Source organism: Cyanobium usitatum str. Tous, from assembly GCF_963920485.1.
GTDB lineage: Bacteria > Cyanobacteriota > Cyanobacteriia > PCC-6307 > Cyanobiaceae > Cyanobium_A > Cyanobium_A usitatum_A.
In genome coordinates, this window is sequence record NZ_OY986431.1 from 429,106 (window position 1) to 450,132 (window position 21,027).

The following is a 21,027-nucleotide window of genomic DNA, read 5'->3' on the forward strand; positions in this document are numbered from 1 at the left end:
CCTTCCAGGCAGGATGGCGTGCGCCCCAGGGGTGTTAACACTGCTGGAAAGCCCTACCGCTTCCACCGCCGTGGCCCGCGCCGCCTCCCCCGCTGAAATCCATTGGAGCGGCAGTCGCCGCGATCGCCAGGCCCTGGCCCAGCGGGCCGACTGGAGCGGCCTCACCGGCCTGGAGCAGCTCTGGCCCGTGCTGGCGGCGCGCCACGGCGATGCTCTGGCCCTGGAGGCTCCCCATGCGGCCACGCCCGAGCAACTCAGCTACCGCCAACTGCAGCAGCGCATCGAGCAGGCCGCGGCGGCCTTTGCCGGCCTGGGCGTGGGCGCTGGTGATGTGGTGGCCCTGTTTGCCGAAAATGGTCCCCGCTGGCTGCAGGCCGACCAGGGGCTGATGCGGGCCGGTGCCGCCGACGCGGTGCGGGGCAGCGCCGCCCCTGTGGAGGAGCTGCGTTACATCCTGGAAGACTCAGGTGCCAGCGGCCTGGTGGTGGAATCGGCGGCCCTGCTGGCCAAGCTGAACCTCTCCCCTGAAGCGAGGGCGCGCTTGCGCTTTGTGGTGCTGTTGGAGGGGGATAGGGAGGTGGGGGCGGCGCCAGGATCCTGTTTCAGTTGGGGCGAACTGCTCGAGCGCGGGGCGGCGGCGTTGGCCTGCGGCACGCCGGCCCCGCCACCAACGGCTGTTGGGGCCCGCCTCGCCACGATTTTGTACACCTCTGGCACCACGGGGCAGCCCAAGGGCGTGCCCCTCAGCCACGCCAACTTGCTGCACCAGCTGCGCCACCTGGGGGTGGCCGTGGCACCCAAGCCGGGCGACCGGGTGGTGAGCGTGCTGCCGATCTGGCACTCCTATGAGCGCAGCGCTGAGTATTTCCTGCTGGCCTGTGGCTGCCGCCAGACCTACACAACCCTCAAGCAGCTGCGCGCCGACCTGCAGCGGGTAAAGCCCCACTACTTGATCAGCGTGCCGCGACTGTGGGAGGCCTTGCTCTCTGGGTTTGACGACGCCCTGGCGGCCATGCCGGCCTCGCGCCAGCGGCTACTGGGCGCGGCCCTGGCCAACAGCCGTGCTTTTGGCCGCTGCCGCCGCCAGGCCCTCGATCTCACCCTGCGCCCGGAAGGCGTGTTGTCTCGGTTAGGGGCGGCCGGCTTGGCCTTGCTGCGTTGGCCCCTGCACCGGCTGGCGGCGGCCTTGCTCTGGCCGAAGCTGCGCCAGCAGCTGGTGGGCGGCCGGCTGCGCACGGCGATCAGCGGTGGCGGCGCCCTGGCCATGCACGTGGATGGCTTCTTCGAAGCCATCGGCATCGAGCTGCTGGTGGGCTACGGCCTCACCGAAACCAGTCCCGTGCTCACCTGCCGGCGCCGTTGGGCCAACCGCCGCGGCAGCGCCGGCCAGCCCCTGGCGGGCACCAGCCTGCGGATCGTTGATCCCGAATCCGGCGAGCTGCTGGCCCTGGGGCAGCGCGGCCGGGTGCTGGCCCGCGGCCCCCAGGTGATGGCGGGCTACTGGGGCAAGCCGGAGGCCAGCGCAGCCGTGCTTGACGGCGAAGGCTGGTTTGACACCGGCGATCTGGGCCACCTGCTGCCCGATGGCTCCCTGGTGCTCACCGGCCGGGCCAAGGACACGATCGTGCTGAGCAGCGGCGAGAACATCGAGCCCGGCCCCCTCGAGGAGGCCCTGGTGGCCAGCCCCCTGATCGAGCAGGTGCTGGTGGTGGGCCAGGACCGCAAGCAGCTCGGCGCCCTGGTGGTGCCCAAGGCGGCGGCGGAGTCAATCGATCTGGCCCTGTTGCGGGCTCTGACGCGGGAGTGCAACCGGCTGCTGGCCGCCCGCCCCGGCTCCCGCCCCGACGAACGCCTTAGCGGTGTGGCCTTGGTTGAGCCATTCACCCTCGATAACGGTCTGCTCACCCAGACCCTCAAGCAGCGCCGCGACCGGATTACGGCCCGCGACGCTGCGGCGATTGAGGCGATCTACGCACCCCGCTGAACCTTGTGGGTGCGGTGCGGCGAACCGGCGGTTGACCCCGGTGCGCCCTGCTGACAGCCTGGGCGCTGCTTTGCTCCCCCCATGGCTGACGGCTCCCTCACGATCAAACGCACCATCACCGTGCGTGCCGTGGTTACTCCCCGCTGGAAGGAGGACGCCGAGCGTGAGCTAAGCAATGCCATCGCCAATGTCGATGCCCAGCTTTCCCAGCTAGAGCAGGAGGGTCAGCAGCTGGTAGACGAGATCCGCCGCCAGAGCGCCAACCCCCTCGACCCCCGAGTACAGGAGCAGGTAGCTTCAGTGCAGCAGCAGGTGGCGGCAAAGCGCGCCGAGCTGGAGGAGCAGAAGCGCCAGATGCTGGAGCAGCAGCGCCAGGTACGCGAACTGGAGATGGAGCAGATCGTGGAGCAAGGCCAGATCGAGAGCGTCTGCGAGGTGCAGGTGGGCGACAACCTGGTGGAAAAGCTGCAGGCGGCTGTGCTGGTGCGCGATGGCGTGATCGAGGCCATCGAAGCCGGCTGATCCCCCTGGCGGGAGCCGCGTAAAATCAGCCCATTACACGGCAGACCTCCGTTGGCCACCCACGAAAATGGCAAAAACCAGTCCTGGTATTGCTTTTAGAGTTGGAGCAATGGTTGGAACAACCACTGAATTGGCGCTAAAGTCGGTCTGTGCCTGACTGGAGGAGAGAGGCGTTGGAACAGAAGTTGGTCTGTTCCAACGCCAATTCTTGATATCTATGCCAAAAATAGAAGTCAAAGAATTAACGCTTAATGGGCAGGCGTACATAATCAAATATGCAGAACGCCTGACCTTTTACCTGAGGGTTAATAGGGGTGGCAAGAGATATACAAATATTTCGCTAGGCACTGCGGATGTAAAGCAAGCGCACAAAAATGCTCTAGCGGCGTATGTCAAGGTTGAGGGCGAACCGCCTAGGTCAAAGACCAGAAAACTTGATATATCAAAAGCGTGTGAGGATTACTTGGAGGAGAGGGCAAAAGAAGTTCTCCGAGGGCAGTTGGCACCAAGGTCACAGGATTTATATAGACAGCGAATTTCCCAGCGCATCTTGCCTTACTGCAGGGTCAAAGGCATACGAAGCATTGGCGATATTACTAAGAATACATTTCAAGATTATGCCGGTCATTATTTGGATGTGACTCAGAAGGGAAAGTGGCAGACGGAAACCGCTGGTTTGTCAGCGGGAACAATTAATACTGATATCACCACGATCAAGGCAGTACTGAACTGGATGGTGGAGAGGGAAATGCTTGATCCGAAGAAAAAACCTGACCTTAAGAAACTCAAGGATCGTAAGAACTACAGAGATGAGGCAAACCCAGCATTCCTTCCAGAAGACTGGAAACGGTTTTGTGATGAACTTTATGCAGTTGAGAATGGCATTGATGACCCGGAAACTCTGTGGAAGAGGCGCTGGTTTATTCATTGGGTCAGATTTCAATATCAATCTGGGTGCCGCCCACACGAAACAGCGCAGATTCGTTTAGGTGACTCTGAGATAGTGAAGAGAAAGGATGGCAAGGTCAGCGGCATCCTGAAAATTTCTAATACCACCAAGACAGGCGGAAGGGAGGTTGCGATGAATGGCAGCACTCTGCAGAAGATCAAATCGCACTTGACTAAGGGTATAAAGATTCGCAATCAACAGATAGAACAGTACAACCAGAGAGTCTTTGCTGGCGAGGTCAAGGACAAAAAGGGAACCACCTTGACGCTGCCACTGCCTTTGATTCCGCAGGTATCAAAGGATGATTTGTTAATGATGAATCCGTTCTTTGATGGTCGCTCTGTTTATCACATAGAGCACACAAGGCAGTGGTTTAATCGGGTTTTGGCGAAATGTGACTTTGATAGAAAATATACTCTTTACTCGTTGCGTTCAACTCATATCTCATTTGCATTGCTTCAAGGACAGCGAGTCAATTTGGTTGCCAAGAACTGTGGAACATCATTGGCAATGATTCAGAAGACCTACGATGGTCTTTCTAGTCGTTTCCATATTGACTCGCTTGGGTTCTTTCAAGATTCGGTTCCCAGAGATGAAGATGACGCTTTGATCCAGGTTGATGCTGACTAAACCAAATCTCTAAGATCCTGACAAAAATCAGAAACACGCTTAAGGCAGCGTCAGGGGACTTGGAGTGGTTACAAATCAGACCCGTTGAAAAGCAGTCATAGTCAATACGGTAGCTGTCAGGAAAGATGACGACTCTGCTGCCATTCATGCAGCCATGGCAAACGTAGCTGGTCTTGGGTCGATTTCCGGTTGTGGAGGATTGATCCAAACCACCTCCGGCTGACGCCAGCAACGCGTTGATCGTGACCAGCGACGTGGATTTTGCTGGCGTGCCTGTTCATAGACGTGAGCACGATGGCGGCAAATGGCAACGGCTTGACCGCTATGGCGCTGCTGGGGTGTCACGAACTTGATCCCGCTATGGCGGTGCCGGTGGTTGTACCAGTCCACAAAAGACGCCACCCACAGGCATGCCTCTTCCACGCTGGCGAATGGCCGCCTTGGGTAATCGGGCCGGTATTTTGCTGTTCGGAACAGCGCTTCCGAGTAGGGGTTGTCGTTGCTAACCCTTGGTCTAGAGAAGGACCGCAGCACCCCCAGCTCTTCCAGGCGGCTTTCCAGCGTGGCGGCACGCATTGAGTTGCCGTTATCGGCGTGGAGGGTCAACGGTATCTGGCGCCCCTTGCTGATCCGCTCGCGCAGGCAGGCTCTGCTCACCAGATCGGCTGCAATGGCTGGGTCTTCTCGCTCAGCGACATCCCAGGCCACCACCTTCCTGCTCCAGACGTCGATCACCAGATAGAGATAGAGCCACACGCCACGCACTGTTGTTGGCAGGTAGGTGATGTCCCAGCTCCACACCTGATTTGGCCCTGCGGCCCGCAGGCGTGGCACTGGCCTCGGCTCCTGTGGTGGTCGGGCGCGACCACGGCGATTCGCCTGGCCATGGGCGTGCAACACCCGGTAGAAGCTGCGCTCTGAGCCAATGAACAGGCCCCGGTCCGCAAGGATCGGCACGATTTGCCCGGGGGGCAGCGCAGCGAATTCCGGCTCGTTGCAGGTGAGCAGAATGCGCTGGCGCTCTTCTTCACTGAGGCGGTGTGACACATTGCGTTGACTGCCTTTGCGGCAATCCACACCGCCGCCATCACCGGCAAACTGGCGTCGCCATCGCTGCAGCGTGGTGAGGCCAATACCCAACAGCAGGGCCAGTTGTCTGGCACGAGCACCAGCGGCAAGCCCCTCATCCATGATCTGCAAAGCCTTCTGGCGGTCTTCGGGCGAGGTCAGTCGTCCGCGTCCTCTCCCCAGAAGGCCTGGATCTTTTTTGCTGCCAACAGCAGTGCCGCTGCTTCTGCCAGTGCCTTCTCCTTACGGCGCAGCTCTTGTTTGAGCTGTTTGATTTCACGCTGGTCCTGCTGATGGCGTCGGTCTAGATCCTTCTGCTCTGTCAAGGTGAGCACTGGCTTTTCGTTGGCATCCTGGGATGCCTGGCGCCACCTTTCCACCTGCTCCGGGTACAAACCCCGTTCACGGCAGTAGGCAGCCAGCTCGGTGCCATTAAGCCCAGCAGTCTCGAGCACCACCGTGAACTTGTCGGTGGAGCCCCAGCCCTCAGGATCCTTCTGGCTGGCGGGAACCACCTCTCCCTGCAAACGCCAAGATTTTCGCCAGCTGTAGAGGGTCATCACATGGATGCCCAGCTCTTTTGAAATCCTGGCCACGCTTTGCCTTTGAGGTGGGCTCATTCGCCTTCTCACATCAGCTCTAACAGCCTCGCTGTAACGACGCATTGAATTTCTCCATCAAGCCCCCTGGTGATCGAAATGGAGAGGCGTCAACTTTCCTGGCAGAGGGGGATACGGAGGACTTATCTGTGGTCTATCTGGGAGGTAGCAACTGCCAAGCGGGCACGGGCACTGATTCGCCCCTCACTCATCAATGGAGTCCAGGGCACTCATAATCTGATCAAGAAGGTGGTAGGGCATTGCTTGCTCCATTGCCCGAATCATTCCTGTGCCATCAATGCAAAAGTAATAATCAGTCATTCCTTTGCTGAACCAGAAGGTCCTAACTATCTGGGGCGTCTCATCGTCCAATAGATCGTGAATCAGGTCAATGGCATAGTCACTGATTTCCTCTTCCAATGCTGCTTGAATGGTATTCAGTGTATTCAGGGCACTATCCAATTCCTCTGGCGTCAGGCGCCCCAGTGCTTCTTGATACTGGTGCTCTATAGAAAACTTTCTTTTGACTTTATCGGCATTCTTTTTATTCATACGGTTAGGGTCACTCAGAGAACTCTTTGCTTTTTCATTTGGTCATATACAGTCCTTACCGCATAATCAATCACGGCATCTTCATTTGCAAACTCCTTTTGCCCTGTAATTGGAGTTTTGGTCTTGTTCTGGATTTCCTGTATGAGAGATCTGGTTTTGCTGTTCATTGGTGAGGTCCTTGTAAAATTCTTGGATTCTTAGTTCCATTAGGTTTCGTTGCTGATGGTCCATCTCTGCCATTAGAAACTGATAGGTCTCAGGCAGATAGAGTTCCAGTGAATCAAGTTGCTCTTGGATGAAGGTGATTCGTTGCTGGATCTGAACTTGAGTTTTCACAACCAGTCTTTAATGAACCCGGCAGGAATGGTTTCGGGTTTTTTAAGGAAGCATTCCTCCTTCTTAATTAGGAACTTAACGAGGTCTGATTTATTCAGGCGATAGTGACCACAAAGATAGTTCCAGGATTCCCGAATGTGCTCTTCTCTTTGCTTAAAGGACACTTGTTCCCTGATGGCATTAGTTTGATTTCTCATATTGTCTTGCGTGGTCTTATGGTTATTTAGGTGCGGATGGTGCTGCTTTTGGTCGGTTGTGAGTTCTTATCGTCTGCAGGGTTAGGTGGCGGGTTCTCAAGGTAGATAAAGAACTTAAGTATATTTTTAATGGTATTTAATCTTGAATTTGGTCCGGATTCTGCTGGAGTCCTAGTGGAATGTCCTTCGGACATTGCCTTCGGCAACTCTTTATTTGAGTCTTGAGTTGAAGGGTTTGCTGTAGTGGGGTCTTATAGAGTCCTCATATCCCGTTGAAACTACTACGTAGTTATTTATAAGATTGAATATTTACACCTAAACCAATTGCTGAAACTAGCACGTAGTTATTCTACTGCTATTTTGCTATTCTGTCAAGTTGATTTATACGTAGCAATGCCTTATAATGCTTGAGGATTATCGATAGAGATATTAGTAATTATGGAATCCTTGATTGATGAAAGATATAGGTTGATGTTGTTAGAGCATTATCTTGAGAATCCAAAGCAGGCAATGGGTTCTGGAGGATCCAGCAAGTGGATGTTCTGTTGCCCCTTCTGCGGACCACTGGGACGCTCTGAATCCAAGAGAAGGGAGCGTAAGGCAGCACTGCTTTGGAATCAGGCACAGCACTCCTGGGTCTTCTACTGTGCCAAGAAGGGGTGTGTGGAGTGTATGAACGGAAAGACCTTTGGCAATCTCATTAGTGCTCTCAATCCTTACCTAGGAGAGGCATATAGGCGTGAGAGGTGGCATTCGGGTACAACGGGCAAGGGACACAACTGCAGGGCACCAGACCGCCTTGTAGGCATCTCTACAGCGTCTTATGGATCAAGTAGGTCCAGAAGTGCCCCTGATTGATCCACCAGGCGGTGACGCTTACCTGTGCTTCGTGCCCGTTGTTGGGCAGTTCGGAAGGCATCAGCGGCATTGTGCTTCTCCTGGAATCGCTGCCATTTGCCGAACTGATCCTGCCACTGAATAATAATGCGAACGCCCACAGGGTGAATAAATATCTGTGAGTTTATTCTATCCGTAATTTTGACTGACAGAAGGCAGGACCATATTTGGAAAACAGTACAGGCAGTTCTCAGAGAGCAGCGGTATCAAACCAGACTTGCTCTCCTTGAGGATTTGTCCTTTTATGTCTTTCGCACAGACACCAATGCAGTCCTGGCAAGTGGCATTCAAGGGTTTGAAGCAGCAAAGTCAAAAGCAAATGATCTTCGCAAGCAAAATGGATTGAAGTGGGACCAGGTGAAGTTCAAGGCAGAGCGTGGGAGGCAATCCAGTATTCCTGGTTCAGCAGCAGCATCAAGGCAACCATTTGGTGTGAGTCGTGATGGAAGAACCTTTGCAAATGGTTCCGGAGAAACCAGCAGTGTTGATTACGCCAAACGCTACAACCCATCAAAGGGGCGTCGGTTCAGGGGGTATACGGATGCCCAGGGGAACTACCACGATATTGATTAATGCAGGTTTCTTCCTACATCACCCCCGCAACTCCAGCCCCCTGACCCCCCCGGTTTCAGGAAAGTTGTCACCCCTGTGATCAGTACACCCGGGGGCTTGAGGACATGACCAATGCGTCGTTACAGCGAGGCTGTAAAGGCTGACGTGAGGAGGCGAATGAGCCCACCGCAGCGGCAAAGCGTGGCCCAGATCTCCGAGGAGCTGGGCATTCACGTGGTGACCCTTTACAACTGGAGGAAGGCATGGCGGTTGCAGGGAGAGGTGGTGCCGGCATCCGAGAAGGAACCAGAGGGCTGGAGCGCTGCCGATAAGTTCACGGTGGTGATGGAGACGGCTGGCTTGAACGCCACCGAACTCAGTGCCTACTGCCGAGAGCGAGGCCTGTTTCCTGAGCAGGTGGAGCGTTGGCGGCAGGCGGCCCAGGATGCCAATGAAAAGCCAGTGCTGACCTTGAAAGAGCAGAAGGAGCTGGAAAAGCTCCGCGCCCAGGACCAACGGGAGATCAAAGCCCTCAAGAAGGAGCTGCAGCGCAAAGAGAAGGCCATGGCGGAGATGGCGGCCCTGCTGGTGCTGCGAAAAAAGTGGGAAGCCTTCTGTTCGGAGGACGCGGAAGGCTGACCAGCGCCGCTCACAGGAAGAAGGCCATCGAGCTGATCAGCGAGGCACATGCCGCTGGCGCGGGTTTGGTGCGTGCCTGCAGCGAGATCGGGATCTCTCTGCGCACCCTCAAGCGTTGGCGTAAGGCCTGTCTCGGTGATGATGACGGCCACGATCGCCGTAAAGGCAGTCCCCGTCTGGTTTCCCACCGACTGAGTGAAGAGGAGCGCCAACGCATCCTGCTCACCTGCAACCAGGCGGAGTACGCCTCTCTGCCGCCAGGGCAGATCGTGCCAGCCCTGGCCGATCAGGGGCTGTACATCGGCTCAGAGAGCAGCTTCTACCGGGTGCTCCATGCCCACGGCCAGGTTCACCGGCGCGGTCGAGCACGGCCACCACAGGAAACAAGAGCCGTGCCAAGGCTGAGAGCCGCAGGAGCGAACCAGGTTTGGAGCTGGGACATCACCTATTTGCCCACAACCGTGCGTGGGATCTGGCTGTACCTCTACCTGGTGATCGACGTCTGGAGCCGCAAGGTCGTGGCCTGGGATGTGGATGAGCGCGAGGATCCAGCCATTGCAGCGGATCTGGTGAGTAGGGCTTGCCTGAGAGAACGGATCAGCAAAGGCAGGAAGCACCCCCTGGTTCTCCATGCCGACAACGGCAACGCCATGCGTGCGGCCACGCTGGAAAGCAGGCTGGAGGAACTGGGCGTCCTCAGATCCTTCTCCAGGCCACGGGTGTCGAACGACAACCCGTACTCGGAATCGCTGTTCAGAACGGTGAAGTATCGGCCTGATTACCCCCGCAAGCCATTTGCCTCCAAAGAGCAGGCTTGTCAGTGGGTGGCTGCGTTCGTCGATTGGTACAACCACCAACACCGCCACAGCGGCATCAAATTCGTGACGCCCCAGCAACGTCACAATGGCCAGGCTGTGGAGATCAGCCGCCATCGCGGTGTCGTCTACGAACGAGCCAGACAGCTCAATCCAAGGAGATGGTCACGATCAACCAGGTGCTGGCGTCAACCGGAGGTGGTTTGGATCAATCAGCCGCCAGATGAACTCGATGAACCAGGGCAGCTACCGTTGATGCAGGCGGCCTGAAAGGCAGCCCAGGAGTGACACCTTTCCTGAAAGTCACCGACCCCGTCAATGCTGTCGCCCTCCTCAGGCAGGAGGAAGCAGCAACCTCAGCAGCAGGCGCCTGGGACTTTGATTCAAGGGGTTCCGATGCCACCGCTGAGTAATGAAGCAGATCTCCATCAGCGTTCGGGATGGTTAAACATCCTCAAACAATTGCCAAGTTGGTCAGTGCCCCTGAGTAACCAGTGATATCGATGATTGCATCGGTGGTTGAGGAGTAACCAGCAGTGCCGTTATTAAGAGCAAGGAAGGTTCTAGTTGCTGGTTCGCTAACATATGTGAAAGTAGCGGCACCATTACTCGCGAAATTGGTGGGAGTAAGCACTGCCGCAATTCCCTCTTGCGTTAATGATGAGACGGCTCCAAGTTCTCTGAGGTTTGTGGCACTCACAGCACGAGGACCATCAATCCGGTCGGTGCCGATCACAAGGTCAGTGATGCGGTCGTAACCAGGAGTTCCAGCGGTACCCAGTAGCGAATCGGTGAGTGCATAGCGGAAGGTGTCTGTGCCACCTCCCCCTGTAAGGACATCAGCGCCCCTGCCCCCAATCAGGGTGTCGTTGCCCCCTTCCCCAAGCAGGGTGTCATTGCCTGCCAGACCAGAGAGGGTGTTATTACCACTGTTGCCGGTGATGATGTTGGCAAGTGCATTGCCGGTGCCTTTCACTTTGGCATTGCCCGTGAGGGTGAGGTTGCGGTACTGACTTGCAAGTTTTGTGGTGGATCCGGTAATGAAGGTATCGGCAAAGCGGTTGGAGAAGGAAGCAAGGTCATTACCTGCGGCATCCTGAACAACCGCTGTGGTCTGGTTGTTTGCAGGATCCGTGTAGGAAACCCGTAGGTTTACATTGCTTGCTGGAGCGGTTCCTGTGAGGGTAAGGATGAGTTTAGAGGGGTCGTTCTGATCCTGTGTGACGCCGCTGATTGTACGGTTTGTTGCCCGATTTTTTGAATTAATTGTTGCTACCGCAAAGCTAGAAGGCAGGACACCTGTGGCACCAACAGTTTCAGAGAATTTAAGGGCAACCGTTGTTCCCTGAGTGCTGATGCTGGAGATAGTGGGTGGGGTGACATCTTCTGCATCCAGAACAGAATCAAGAAACGCAATTTTTTCAATACTTTGAGTTGTCAATGTATGGGTTCCAATCTTTATTGTCGCTGCTCCTCTTGACCCGATGGTTACATCGGCGTCTGCTCTTTTGTAAAAAATATTCAAAACATCATTACCTTCTCCTCCGTTAAATTGATCTGTACCAGTTAACCAAATAAACTGATCGTCATTTGCAGTTCCCTGCCAACTCTGAAAACCGCCACTATTGTCAACTATGATGCTAGAATATAATGGTTGAGTAAATGACTTGTCGCCATCATTAAAAGCGGCAAGTTCAACATCAACAAGTACAATTGTTGCGCCTTCGTGAGTGAAGGAGTTGAATCCTTGAGAGTTTACATTAAAAACCGCTTCGCTTAGGTTGCTTGAAATGCTAATGCTGTCATTGCCAGCGCCTCCACTGAAAATCTCAAAACCAGTCAGATATACAAATAAGTCATCAGACTCAGTTCCGTAGAATGTTTGCCAACCACCACTGTTATCGGCAATTATATTTCTAGTTGACGGGCGAGCGATGTCTAGCGAACGATCCGAGAAATGAATTGTCTCAACGCTAGCAAGGGTTAACTCATCACCATTCAATAGTCTGATATTGGTGATTCCTTGAGAATTAGTGGTGATTGTGACATCACCGGATTGGATTCCGGATAGGTATGCGAAATCGAGTCCTGCTGCTCCATAAAATATATCCGTGCCACCTGCCCAATAAAAGTCATCTTCAGTCTCTGTGCCTATCCATGTGACCCATCCACCAGGAGCATTGTCAATTATTTGATTGCGGGACGCACTGTTAATAATGCTCATTGCCACTGGATGGGGGTAGGTAGCATGTACAACGCCTAAGTGGCGCAATTTCATTTTTCCACTGTAACACTCTTTGTGATCCGATAGCGGTGGTCGACTCTCTTTGCCAATGCCTTCTGGGTACTGGGCGAACTTGTCTATGCAGTATTTGCATACCCTCCGTTGTTATCTTGATGCTTTGTTGACGATGTGTGTTCGATGCTGGTTAGATTAACTCCACAACTCCAACCCAAGACCCGCCAGTGCCGCCGCCCTTCTCAAGCAGGAACTGGCAGCAACCTCAGCAGCAGGTGCCTGTGACTTGGATTCCAACGGTTCCGAAGCGACCGCTGAGTAGTGGAGCAGGTCTCCATCGGCGGTAGGGATGGTCAGACGCCCAGTGACAACAACAGCACCACCAACCTCCTGAACTGACTGAACCTCCCAGCACCACCCAGGGGCACGATGGTGAAGGTGGCGGGCAATGGTGTTCCAGGGGCAGTAGGTCAGGGTTGCTGTGCCCTGCTTTCTGGTCTTGAGGTGCCGTGGGTCAATAGGGCGGGACAAGTCCGCCAAGGTTTCGGCAGTGGGGCGAAGGGAGAACTTGATGGCAGTGGTTGCCTGAGTTCCGTTGCTGGATGTCTTGAGCATTTAATTGACTCTCTGTGGAGTTCAGTGCTTAGAGTATAGCATATTACGCTGGTGCTGTGAAGTTATTTGTAGGGCAGACCTGCTCTTGACGACAATGGTTTCCACCTCTTGAGCACCTTGGGTGGATTGCTCCGCTCTCCCGCTACTGGATGCCCTGGATCACTTCCTCTTTCGGATGGATGAGGAACCAGAGTTGGGGCGTGAGTTCTATGCCGCCACCACCCCAGAGGAGATGGTCGCCTTAGCGGAGCACTGCGGGATTTTGATTGACGCTGATGATTTCCGTGCCCTTCTGAGAAGTGGCAGCACTGAGTTTTGGGTTGTTGGTGGAGAGGTGGGTGCCAATCCCATTGCCCATCTACAGCAGGTCTTTGGCGTCTAATCCTCGGCAGTGAGTATCAGGTCTCCTGGGTCAAACATAGATAAGTGCTCACAAGCGGTTGTGCCCTCCCATCCCGTTGTGCCTGACCCTGAAGACCCTTGATGGCATCCCGAACTTCTGAGTCGTATTCCCAACTGGTTCGTGACCGCTGCTTGAGAACCCAACCACCAGGGGCACGAACACCAAAGCGGAGTTCGGCATCGCCAAAGGTGGCAAGCAGTTCAGCGTCAATCACCTGTCTCTCCTGCTCCAGGGTCTTGATGGTGCCCGTGACCTCTACCCGCCGCTGAATCAGTTGGTCGGCATTGAGGTCTGCCAGATGGGGGAATGGGTCTGGGCGTTCAGGTGGCAGGGTCTTGAGAACCCTCAGAAGATCAGATGGGGAGATTGGTGGAGTCATCAGTCATTTTTGATTGCACCCTCATTCACCAATCGGTTGTAGTGGCACTGGATGGCGTCCTCCACGATGGAAGCGAGGGTGATGGATTGATTGGTGCGTTGGCGGTGATGCTGGATTTGGGAAACCAGTTTCATCGTCTCCTCACTGAGGCGGATGCCGAACTGCTTAGGAGCATCGGGATGGTCGTATGCCATTGCTGCTGGGGCGAGTGAGTGAAGTGTGGCAGGGGATTCCGCCAGCACCAGCAGGAACAGGGAAGCGCATCGGATGGAACCTCTGTGGGTTTCTGTGAAAAGGGTTGGAGGGGCGAACTGCTTTGAGTTTCTTGCCCCTCAACACTGAAATTATAGCATTAAAGCAGCGGGATGCGGTGCCCGATGCTCAAAAGCAATCAGACGGCAACCAGTTCAGGCACCTTCTGCGATGCTGCCACCTCCAGAGCAACCGCATCCAGCACCTGATCGGCAACTGAGCGGTGGGTAGTGGGGGTCAGATCACCAAAACGGGCAGTGAGTGCCTGTGAGAACAGATTCGTGAATTCAGTGCTGATCGTGGCGGAAAGCAGGTCAGCAGCAAACGCCCAGTGCTGAATCATTGAGGCAGCACTGAGGTTTCCGCCCGCAGCAGCATCAGCAGAATCCTGTTCCCACTGGCAGACCTGGTTGTGCAGGGCGGCAACCATTACGCCCTGGGCGGCGTTGAGGGTCGCAAGGTCAATGGTGGAGAAGTCGGTTGGCATTGGTCTGAACCTCTGTGGGTTGCTGGTGAGTGGGTTGAGAGGGCGGGTTTCTAATGAACCTCTTGCCCTCAACGCAGTAATCATAGCACGAAACACTGGGTCTGTACTCTTGAGCACTGCTTTGCCCATTCAGGGTGCTTGAGGTATTGTGCTTCTTATGGCAAAGCAAGTTCGTCTGACACTCGCCAAGGCACTCGCCAAGGCAAATCTGCGTAGGGCAGAGGCGGGTGAGAAGGCAATCACAATGAATGGTCTGGCAGTGGCGGCAGGAGTGGCAGCAACCACGATCACCCGACTGGCACGGAACGATCAGAAAGCGGCATCAGCACTTTCCTTGGATCTGGCGGGGAAGGTGGTGACTGTGTTGGATTGTGGGATAGAGGATCTTTTGGAGGTTGTAGAAGATTGAGTTGCTGATGCAAACCTCATCGATCCCAATATCGCTTGCCATCAACCCGTTTTTGCGTCAATTGTCTTGATGCGCGACGCGTGAACTCACTCACGCTCGGGTTGGGCACCAGCGGATCTACATGCGCCACTTGCATCCAAAGTTCTCTTGGTGCCCATTTTATGGTGTGATTTAGGCGATCATGCTTGGTCACATGAGACCAGGAACTTGTCCCACACTTTGGGCAGAACAGTTCCTCCAACCACTCATTGGACAAAACAAGAACTGGGTAGGCATTGATTACTAATTTTGCCTTCTTGTCCGACATCCCGCGAGCGCGGAGTGCTTCTGGTGTTAGCAGGTGCAAAAAATACTTCTTGCCATTGCCCTCAATTCGTTGCTCTGGATGCTTTGGGCAAAAAAGTTCACGGCGTTTTGGGCGGCGATCACGGCGCCTGCTTCCTGTCTCTGATTGAGTCACTGCTGCTGTCCCGCCCTTTTGAAGAAGTTGCGACGAAATTCGTTCCCTTTACTTGCCCACGGGAAGGAATTAGCGGTCAGTTCTTTTGACCATGTTCGCAATTCCAGAGGGGAGATCGTGAATCCCTCTGACTCTGCAATGTCAATTATCTGCTGGGGATTTTCCGCCGCCTTTATCTTGGACTGAAGGTCTTCGTCTTTCTCAAGGAACTTGATGAAGGCGAGGAGCGCCTCGGATGGACGATTCATAGGGAGCGGGATAGCAAGCAAACTAATACCTATCCACAATCAACTGTATCTTTTCCGCCCGTCGCCATTGGGTGATTTATGTAAAAATGAAAAATGATTTCTTCTCGCATCTTGCCCCCTTGCCTATGTCTCTGGGGATTGACTTTCTTAGTCACGAAGATGCTTGTTTAGTTCGTGACAAACTGAATAGGCACTTTCTACAGTAGGTACTCTCCTTTCTTTTTCCTGAAGACGGTCATCTTTCACAAAGTACCACCCTTGAGTGCTCCGCCTGATATGGCAGTGCTCTGCTTCATTTGCGTGAGATGCAAGTGACATGTTGCTTGTGTACCCTTGGTTGCCCATGGTTCCTCATGCCTATGCGCAAACCATAACATGCATTAGACGCATGATCCATCACATATGACCCGGAAATGATGCTTAATGCCTATTCGATTCCCTTATAGGCATTTTGACTTCTTACTTGATTCTTGATTAGTTGAACAGGCTGCTCTCTTCTGCGGATTGCCCCAAAAATATAAATACAGATCACTCTGCTGGTGCAACCACTTTCAAAATTCCACTATTGCTTGGATTTTATTCCAGAACTATTCAAAGTGGAAATTTTTAGAAAGATGGGCGCTCAACCTTTGCTTCTCAGGGAATAGAACCAAATAGGGAAGTGTGGACTGCTATTGCTTTGGCAGTCACAATTTAAAAAGGTAGGTTCCTCATTGGATTATGTTCAAACCGATGACTTGAATGTCTTCCACGTCTGGTTCCAACCATTCTGCAAACTCCTGTGTAATGGCAAGGATGTCTCCCTCATCCAGTAACCCACTAACAATACGCGAAATACTCCAATCCACGATTTGAGAAACAATTTCTTCCGTTGTGGGCGGGGTTTGCTTCCAGCGTTTGCTCGAGAGAGGAGATTCCATTGTTCAAGCAGCAGTTTTGCAGAATTTTGTGCCCTACACATGATTCTGATGATTTGCACTGGGTCGAGTGGACCTGCTTAAGAGGTCTTAATGCCTGAATCGTGCAGCATCCAGTAAAACTTTTTCAAGATTTTGTCTTTATTGCACCGTTCCCGCTACCTATGTCGCTGTTCCTTCTTCCAGATCCGCTCCAACGACTTGCGGAACTCTCCACCACTTTGTGGTCTTGCCAGGTCACGCTTCCAAAAGACACTGCGAATCCACCACACCTGAAGACCGCCAAAGACCACGGCGACCAGACCCAGTTAGATGTAACCCCAGTTCAGGTTCCCCATTACGCCTGCTCTCCTGTGATTAGTTACCCATTGGTCTGAATTCCTTGAGTAATGCCCGATTGAGGTTGTCGTCGCACCCCACCACTAACTGCGGGTAGATGCTGCCTTCTTTGTAGGCGGCATAGGCGTGAGCACAGACCGCTCGGGTCGTCTCCTGCCACTGCTTGAAAAGTGCCTTGGGCAACTTTTGCTTCAACTGGTCTGTGGATTGCTCCCAGGACTGACCAGCGCAATAGCGCATCTCCATCGTGTTCTCGCCAGGACACTGGATCTTGGGTTCCTGGGCGTGGATAGCAGCGGGTAGCAGGAACACTCCTGTTGCGACCAGCAGGTGCTTCATCGGGATCTTCTGGCGCTGCTTGAAGGGTATGGACGCTTTCTGCTGTTGGCGACTGACTTGGCGACAAGGGACTCAATGGACTCCTTGCCCCCACCACCCGACCGCGACTAGTACAGGTGTATCTGCTCTTGTGCGATGCCTGCTGCCGTTCCTGTGCTACCTGCCGCCCCCTCTGAGGAATGGGAGTCCCTTGAGTGGAATGTCCTCAAACCATCCCGCTCCTCAAGCGTCTGTATCACCTGTCAGCACTTCCGCTACGAGGTCGGCAAGCACTGCGTCACCTTGCTCACCTGTCCGATTCACCAGGGTCTGATTCCTCAAGGCGAGCACCTGACCAAGCGGTGCTCTCAGTGGGTTGCTCGGCAGGAGGTGGTTGCGGAGTGGTGCGTTTGCGTTGTTGCGGTTGGGTGGTGTCCTGTCGAACACTTGCGGCAACCACTCCATGCAGTGAGTGTAAATGCCTAATAGCGTTGGTGAGTCGTCATGAGCGACGAGAAGTATGTCCCTGGCGGAGTCGAACACGCCAGGGATTTTTTTGTGAACAAACCTTGCTGCTGCTCGCGCTCAATACCAGTGCCTGACTCAAATATTGCTCTATGGCGGAGTTCGACCCGTCCATAGGTTGAGGAAGTGGGCGGAAGTTTCTCTCCCGTCGCTCACGCCCCACTCCTCTCTCAAACAGCGTCAGATCTGGAACCCCTTGGTGAGCGCCTGACTGTTTGGTGTTCTCACTGGGTGCCGAGGCAGGAGATGGCGGTTTGGTCGGGTCCGCTGCGCCCTGTCCAAAGCACCTTCTCGGGGATTTCCCTGCGTCTTAGACTCCCCTCACCACCCATCCCTGCTCCCCCTCCGCTGTTGGAGAAAAGTTGGAACAGGGGTTGGAACACCTCCTCAAAAGGCAGACGGGCACTGGTTTATGGCAACCCACGAAATCTTCATGCCCGCCCTCTCCTCCACCATGACGGAGGGCAAGATCGTGGAGTGGCTCAAGCAGCCCGGCGACAAGGTGGAGCGGGGCGAGTCCGTGCTTGTTGTCGAGAGTGACAAGGCCGATATGGACGTGGAGTCATTTAACGAGGGTTACCTGGCTGCCGTTTTGATGCCTGCCGGCGGCACGGCTCCGGTGGGCGAGACCATTGGCCTGATCGTGGAGACGGAGGCCGAGATTGCCGCCGCTGCTGCCAAGGCACCGGTGGTGCCCGCTGCTGCTGTTGCTCCTGCATCCGCGCCTGCTCCAGTGGCGGCCCCAGCTGTTGCTCCAGTAACTCCCCAAGCAGTTGCCCCAGTAACGGCTCCATTAGTTGCCCCCTTAATTGCTCCCGTAATTCCCCCAGTAGTGGCGGCCCCGGCCGCCACGGCCAGCGGCCGGGTGGTGGCATCGCCCCGGGCCAAGAAGCTCGCCAGCCAGCTCGGCGTGGACCTGGCTGGACTGCGCGGCAGTGGTCCCCATGGCCGGATCCAGGCCGACGACGTGCTGGCCGCCACCGGTCAACCGATCACGGTGCCCCGAGTGGCCGAGGGATCCGGCCCGGCTGTCATGGCTGCTCCGCTCGGAAATGGCGCCAGTTCACCGGCGCCGGCGCCCGCCGGTGAGGCCTTCGGGCGTCCTGGCGAGAGCGTCGGCTTCAACACCCTCCAGAACGCAGTCAACCGCAACATGGTGGCCAGCCTGGCGGTGCCCTGCTTCCGGGTGGGCTACACCATCACCACCACCAAGCTCGATTCCCTCTACAAGCAGCTCAAGCCCAAGGGCGTCACCATGACAGCCCTGCTGGCAAAGGCCGTGGGCGTGGTGTTAGCCCGCCATCCCCAGGTGAATGCCGCTACCACGGCCGATGCCAGTGCCATGGCCTACCCCGCTGGTGTGAATGTGGCAGTGGCCGTGGCCATGGAGGACGGCGGCCTGATCACACCGGTGCTCGCCAACGCTGATACAACCGACATCTATTCGCTGGCCCGCAGCTGGGCCGATCTGGTGGCCCGGGCCCGCAGCAAGCAGCTGCAGCCACAGGAATACAGCACTGGCACCTTCACCCTCTCCAACCTGGGCATGTTTGGCGTCGACCGCTTCGACGCGATCTTGCCCCCCGGCACCGGAGCCATCCTGGCGGTGGCTGCTTCGCGGCCCACGGTGGTGGGGGGTAAGGACGGCTCGATCCGGGTGGCCAGCCAGATGCAGGTGAACCTCACCTGCGACCACCGTGTGATCTACGGCGCCCATGCCGCCGCCTTTCTCAAGGATCTGGCCCAGTTGATCGAAACCAATCCAGAAAGCCTTTCCCTCTGAATTTGATGTCATTCAGGCAGGTACGCAAGAGCATCAGCCTCTCACTGGTGGGCAGTCCCCTGCCCACCAGTGCGGCCCATCAGGAATGCCTGCCAAATGGGCAGGCGATGGCCGTGCTCTCATCCGATGCCTTGTCATCGGTCGCCTACGCCACTGATCAGACCCTGGCGGTGTTGATCCTGGCCGGCAGCGCGGCCTTGAGCTGGTCGCTGCCGATCACCTTGGCCGTGATCGCCCTTGTGGCGATTGTGGTTCTTTCCTACCAACAGACGCTGCATGCCTACCCAGAAGGCGGCGGTTGTTACATCGTGGCCCGCGCCAACCTCGGCATCACCACGGGCCTGGTGGGGGCAGCAGCGCTGCTGATCGACTATTCACTCACGGCTGGCGTGAGCCTGATGGCGGGCACCCAGGCCCTCACCTCCTATCTGCCCGCCTTGCTTCCTTGGCAGGTTCCCATCGCCCTTGTGCTGCTGGTGTTCGTGGGCTGGATAAACCTGCGCGGCATGAGCGAATCGGGCCGTCTGTTTTCCTTGCCGGTCTACGCCTTCATAGCCATGGTGGCGCTGCTGGTGGGCTTTGGCCTCGTGGATCTGGTGTTGCGCCATGGTTTTGTGCCAGAGCCCACTCCACCGGTTCAGGCGATCGCTCCCCTCTCCCTATTTCTGGTGCTGCGAGCGTTTTCTTCAGGCTGCTCAGCCATGACCGGCATCGAAGCGATTGCCAACGGTGTGCAGGTGTTCCGCGATCCCGCCGCGGCAAATGCAAGAGCCACCATGGCGGTGATGGGATTGATCCTTTCGCTGATGTTCCTGGGCATCAGCCTGCTGGCCTGGATGTATGGCGTGGATCCTTCCTCCAATCAGACCACGATGGCGATTTTGGGCGAAAGGATATTTGGCGCTTCCAACCCGCTTTACCCCGCTCTCCAGCTGTTCACGCTGCTGATCTTGATGTTGGCGGCCAACACCGCCTTTGCCGATTTTCCGCGGCTGGGGGCCATGCTGGCCTGCGACAGCCATTTGCCAAGGCTGATGGCATTTCGGGGGGATCGGCTGGTATTTCAGAACGGCATCCTCGTGCTGATTGGCCTCGCTGGCCTGATCATCGTGTTCTGCAAAGGGGACACCACGATGGCGATCAATCTCTATGCCGTGGGGGTGTTTCTGGCTTTCACAATCTCCCAGAGCGGCATGGTCCTCTACCGGCTGCATCAGCGCGGCTCGGCCTGGCGTTGGCGAGCGCTGATGAACGGTTTTGGGGCCCTGTTCACCGGCCTAGTGCTGGCTGTCGTCGTGTTCAGCAAGTTCAGCAGTGGTGCCTGGTTGGTGGTACTGCTTATCCCCTCTTTGGTGTGGATTCTGGCCCTGATCAAAAAACGCTATGGGCGCCTTCAGCATGCCCTTGATTTTGATGAATCCGACGAAATGATCGAATCGGTTCTGCCGCCGTATTCAGAGGTTTCAATCGCCCCTGCGGACCCTGGGCAGGGGCCGATTGTGGTTTGCCTTGAGGCACTTGACCGTGCGGCGATTGCTGCGGTGCGCCAAGCGTGCAGAATGTCGCGCCAAGTGAGTGTGCTGTTTGTTTATTCCTCCCATCACAACCCCCAACGGATCAGGGAGCACTGGGATCGGCAGATCGGCCAGTCTCTGGGAGTAGCCCTAACCCTCAAAGAGAGTCCCTACGCCTCCTTTATTGATCCGCTGGTGGAGATGGTCCATGCCATCGAGCGCGGTGCCATAGAGGGCAGTCAGCCCGAACAGCGACTCACTGTGCTGATGCCCGAGGTCATCAGCACCGGATGGCTGGATGGCCTATTACTCAACCAGAGCGTTGATCTGGTGTCGGCTGCCCTGCGCGATCGCGGCTCCCGCATCTTCAGCCGCTATCGCTACTACCTGCAGGTCTGA

General features: G+C 55.8%; 19 protein-coding genes and 1 pseudogene. 10 read left to right on the forward strand and 10 right to left on the reverse strand.

What is annotated here, in order from left to right:
* Nucleotides 1-13: 13 nt before the first annotated feature.
* The 3 genes from U9970_RS02310 to U9970_RS02320 all read left to right on the forward strand — a co-directional run bounded on the left by U9970_RS02310 (nt 14) and on the right by U9970_RS02320 (nt 4,085).
* Nucleotides 14-1,984 carry an AMP-binding protein gene (locus tag U9970_RS02310; RefSeq protein WP_322765121.1) on the forward strand — a complete coding sequence of 657 codons (1,971 nt, stop codon included), beginning with the start codon at nt 14-16 and terminating at the stop codon, nt 1,982-1,984.
* A gap of 81 nt (nt 1,985-2,065) precedes the next feature.
* A complete protein-coding gene (locus U9970_RS02315; RefSeq protein ID WP_322765122.1) occupies nt 2,066-2,506 on the forward strand; it encodes a YlqD family protein in 441 nt (146 codons plus the stop codon).
* Nucleotides 2,507-2,723: 217 nt separating this feature from the next.
* A complete protein-coding gene (locus U9970_RS02320) occupies nt 2,724-4,085 on the forward strand; it encodes a tyrosine-type recombinase/integrase (protein WP_322765991.1) in 1,362 nt (453 codons plus the stop codon).
* A 144-nt stretch (nt 4,086-4,229) separates the two neighbouring features.
* Here U9970_RS02320 and U9970_RS02325 read toward each other — a convergent pair.
* The 3 genes and pseudogenes from U9970_RS02325 to U9970_RS02335 all read right to left on the reverse strand — a co-directional run bounded on the left by U9970_RS02325 (nt 4,230) and on the right by U9970_RS02335 (nt 6,640).
* Nucleotides 4,230-5,818: pseudogene (locus tag U9970_RS02325) on the reverse strand (IS3 family transposase).
* Between the two features lie 138 nt (nt 5,819-5,956).
* Nucleotides 5,957-6,304, reverse strand: coding sequence for a hypothetical protein (locus tag U9970_RS02330; protein ID WP_322765123.1), 348 nt, complete (start codon nt 6,302-6,304; stop codon nt 5,957-5,959).
* A gap of 81 nt (nt 6,305-6,385) precedes the next feature.
* Complete coding sequence (locus U9970_RS02335) at nt 6,386-6,640, reverse strand: hypothetical protein (RefSeq protein WP_322765124.1); 255 nt, start codon at nt 6,638-6,640, stop codon at nt 6,386-6,388.
* Nucleotides 6,641-7,875: 1,235 nt separating this feature from the next.
* Here U9970_RS02335 and U9970_RS02340 point away from each other — a divergent pair.
* The 3 genes from U9970_RS02340 to U9970_RS02350 all read left to right on the forward strand — a co-directional run bounded on the left by U9970_RS02340 (nt 7,876) and on the right by U9970_RS02350 (nt 10,010).
* Nucleotides 7,876-8,307, forward strand: coding sequence for a hypothetical protein (locus tag U9970_RS02340; protein WP_322765125.1), 432 nt, complete (start codon nt 7,876-7,878; stop codon nt 8,305-8,307).
* A gap of 156 nt (nt 8,308-8,463) precedes the next feature.
* A complete protein-coding gene (locus U9970_RS02345; RefSeq protein ID WP_007100121.1) occupies nt 8,464-8,925 on the forward strand; it encodes a helix-turn-helix domain-containing protein in 462 nt (153 codons plus the stop codon).
* Nucleotides 8,889-10,010 (forward strand): IS3 family transposase, encoded by a 1,122-nt coding sequence (locus tag U9970_RS02350; RefSeq protein WP_322765126.1) that lies wholly within the window; start codon nt 8,889-8,891, stop codon nt 10,008-10,010. The genes U9970_RS02345 and U9970_RS02350 overlap by 37 nt, the downstream gene beginning before the upstream one ends.
* 184 nt (nt 10,011-10,194) lie before the next feature.
* Here U9970_RS02350 and U9970_RS02355 read toward each other — a convergent pair whose 3' ends face one another.
* Nucleotides 10,195-12,018, reverse strand: a complete 1,824-nt coding sequence (locus U9970_RS02355; RefSeq protein WP_322765127.1) for a calcium-binding protein — start codon at nt 12,016-12,018, stop codon at nt 10,195-10,197.
* Nucleotides 12,019-12,715: 697 nt separating this feature from the next.
* Here U9970_RS02355 and U9970_RS02360 point away from each other — a divergent pair.
* Entirely contained in the window at nt 12,716-12,976 is a 261-nt protein-coding gene (locus U9970_RS02360; protein ID WP_322765128.1) for a hypothetical protein, read from the forward strand.
* A gap of 16 nt (nt 12,977-12,992) precedes the next feature.
* Here the strand turns inward: U9970_RS02360 and U9970_RS02365 are convergent, their stop codons facing one another.
* From U9970_RS02365 to U9970_RS02375, 3 genes are all read right to left on the reverse strand, one after another.
* A complete protein-coding gene (locus U9970_RS02365) occupies nt 12,993-13,376 on the reverse strand; it encodes a hypothetical protein (protein ID WP_322765129.1) in 384 nt (127 codons plus the stop codon).
* Entirely contained in the window at nt 13,376-13,570 is a 195-nt protein-coding gene (locus U9970_RS02370) for a hypothetical protein (protein ID WP_322765130.1), read from the reverse strand. Before U9970_RS02370 ends, U9970_RS02365 begins: the two co-directional genes overlap by 1 nt.
* Nucleotides 13,571-13,767: 197 nt before the next feature.
* A complete protein-coding gene (locus U9970_RS02375; RefSeq protein WP_322765131.1) occupies nt 13,768-14,244 on the reverse strand; it encodes a hypothetical protein in 477 nt (158 codons plus the stop codon).
* Nucleotides 14,245-14,272: 28 nt separating this feature from the next.
* On the opposite strand from U9970_RS02375, the gene U9970_RS02380 reads away from it, so the two are divergent.
* Nucleotides 14,273-14,524: a helix-turn-helix domain-containing protein gene (locus U9970_RS02380; protein WP_322765132.1), complete on the forward strand. Its 252-nt coding sequence runs from the start codon at nt 14,273-14,275 to the stop codon at nt 14,522-14,524.
* Between the two features lie 456 nt (nt 14,525-14,980).
* On the opposite strand, the gene U9970_RS02385 is transcribed toward U9970_RS02380, so the two are convergent.
* From U9970_RS02385 to U9970_RS02395, 3 genes are all read right to left on the reverse strand, one after another.
* Nucleotides 14,981-15,232 (reverse strand): Nif11-like leader peptide family RiPP precursor, encoded by a 252-nt coding sequence (locus tag U9970_RS02385; RefSeq protein WP_322765133.1) that lies wholly within the window; start codon nt 15,230-15,232, stop codon nt 14,981-14,983.
* 710 nt (nt 15,233-15,942) lie between these two features.
* Nucleotides 15,943-16,152 carry a hypothetical protein gene (locus tag U9970_RS02390; RefSeq protein ID WP_255016556.1) on the reverse strand — a complete coding sequence of 70 codons (210 nt, stop codon included), beginning with the start codon at nt 16,150-16,152 and terminating at the stop codon, nt 15,943-15,945.
* Nucleotides 16,153-16,506: 354 nt separating this feature from the next.
* Nucleotides 16,507-16,827 (reverse strand): lysozyme inhibitor LprI family protein, encoded by a 321-nt coding sequence (locus tag U9970_RS02395; protein WP_322765134.1) that lies wholly within the window; start codon nt 16,825-16,827, stop codon nt 16,507-16,509.
* A gap of 916 nt (nt 16,828-17,743) precedes the next feature.
* Here U9970_RS02395 and U9970_RS02400 point away from each other — a divergent pair.
* On the forward strand, nt 17,744-19,114 hold the full coding sequence (locus U9970_RS02400; protein WP_322765135.1) for a dihydrolipoamide acetyltransferase family protein: 1,371 nt from the start codon (nt 17,744-17,746) through the stop codon (nt 19,112-19,114).
* A gap of 5 nt (nt 19,115-19,119) precedes the next feature.
* Nucleotides 19,120-21,027 (forward strand): APC family permease, encoded by a 1,908-nt coding sequence (locus U9970_RS02405; RefSeq protein ID WP_322765136.1) that lies wholly within the window; start codon nt 19,120-19,122, stop codon nt 21,025-21,027.

Excerpts from the sequence above, each read along its gene's own strand:
- U9970_RS02310 (WP_322765121.1), top strand. The coding sequence starts at position 14 with ATGGCGTGCGCCCCAGGGGTGTTAACACTGCTGGAAAGCCCTACCGCT.
- U9970_RS02315 (WP_322765122.1), top strand. The coding sequence starts at position 2,066 with ATGGCTGACGGCTCCCTCACGATCAAACGCACCATCACCGTGCGTGCC.
- U9970_RS02320 (WP_322765991.1), top strand. The coding sequence starts at position 2,724 with ATGCCAAAAATAGAAGTCAAAGAATTAACGCTTAATGGGCAGGCGTAC.
- U9970_RS02330 (WP_322765123.1), bottom strand. The coding sequence starts at position 6,304 with ATGAATAAAAAGAATGCCGATAAAGTCAAAAGAAAGTTTTCTATAGAG.
- U9970_RS02345 (WP_007100121.1), top strand. The coding sequence starts at position 8,464 with ATGAGCCCACCGCAGCGGCAAAGCGTGGCCCAGATCTCCGAGGAGCTG.
- U9970_RS02355 (WP_322765127.1), bottom strand. The coding sequence starts at position 12,018 with ATGAAATTGCGCCACTTAGGCGTTGTACATGCTACCTACCCCCATCCA.
- U9970_RS02365 (WP_322765129.1), bottom strand. The coding sequence starts at position 13,376 with ATGACTCCACCAATCTCCCCATCTGATCTTCTGAGGGTTCTCAAGACC.
- U9970_RS02370 (WP_322765130.1), bottom strand. The coding sequence starts at position 13,570 with ATGGCATACGACCATCCCGATGCTCCTAAGCAGTTCGGCATCCGCCTC.
- U9970_RS02375 (WP_322765131.1), bottom strand. The coding sequence starts at position 14,244 with ATGGGCAAAGCAGTGCTCAAGAGTACAGACCCAGTGTTTCGTGCTATG.
- U9970_RS02380 (WP_322765132.1), top strand. The coding sequence starts at position 14,273 with ATGGCAAAGCAAGTTCGTCTGACACTCGCCAAGGCACTCGCCAAGGCA.
- U9970_RS02385 (WP_322765133.1), bottom strand. The coding sequence starts at position 15,232 with ATGAATCGTCCATCCGAGGCGCTCCTCGCCTTCATCAAGTTCCTTGAG.
- U9970_RS02390 (WP_255016556.1), bottom strand. The coding sequence starts at position 16,152 with ATGGAATCTCCTCTCTCGAGCAAACGCTGGAAGCAAACCCCGCCCACA.
- U9970_RS02395 (WP_322765134.1), bottom strand. The coding sequence starts at position 16,827 with ATGAAGCACCTGCTGGTCGCAACAGGAGTGTTCCTGCTACCCGCTGCT.
- U9970_RS02400 (WP_322765135.1), top strand. The coding sequence starts at position 17,744 with ATGGCAACCCACGAAATCTTCATGCCCGCCCTCTCCTCCACCATGACG.
- U9970_RS02405 (WP_322765136.1), top strand. The coding sequence starts at position 19,120 with ATGTCATTCAGGCAGGTACGCAAGAGCATCAGCCTCTCACTGGTGGGC.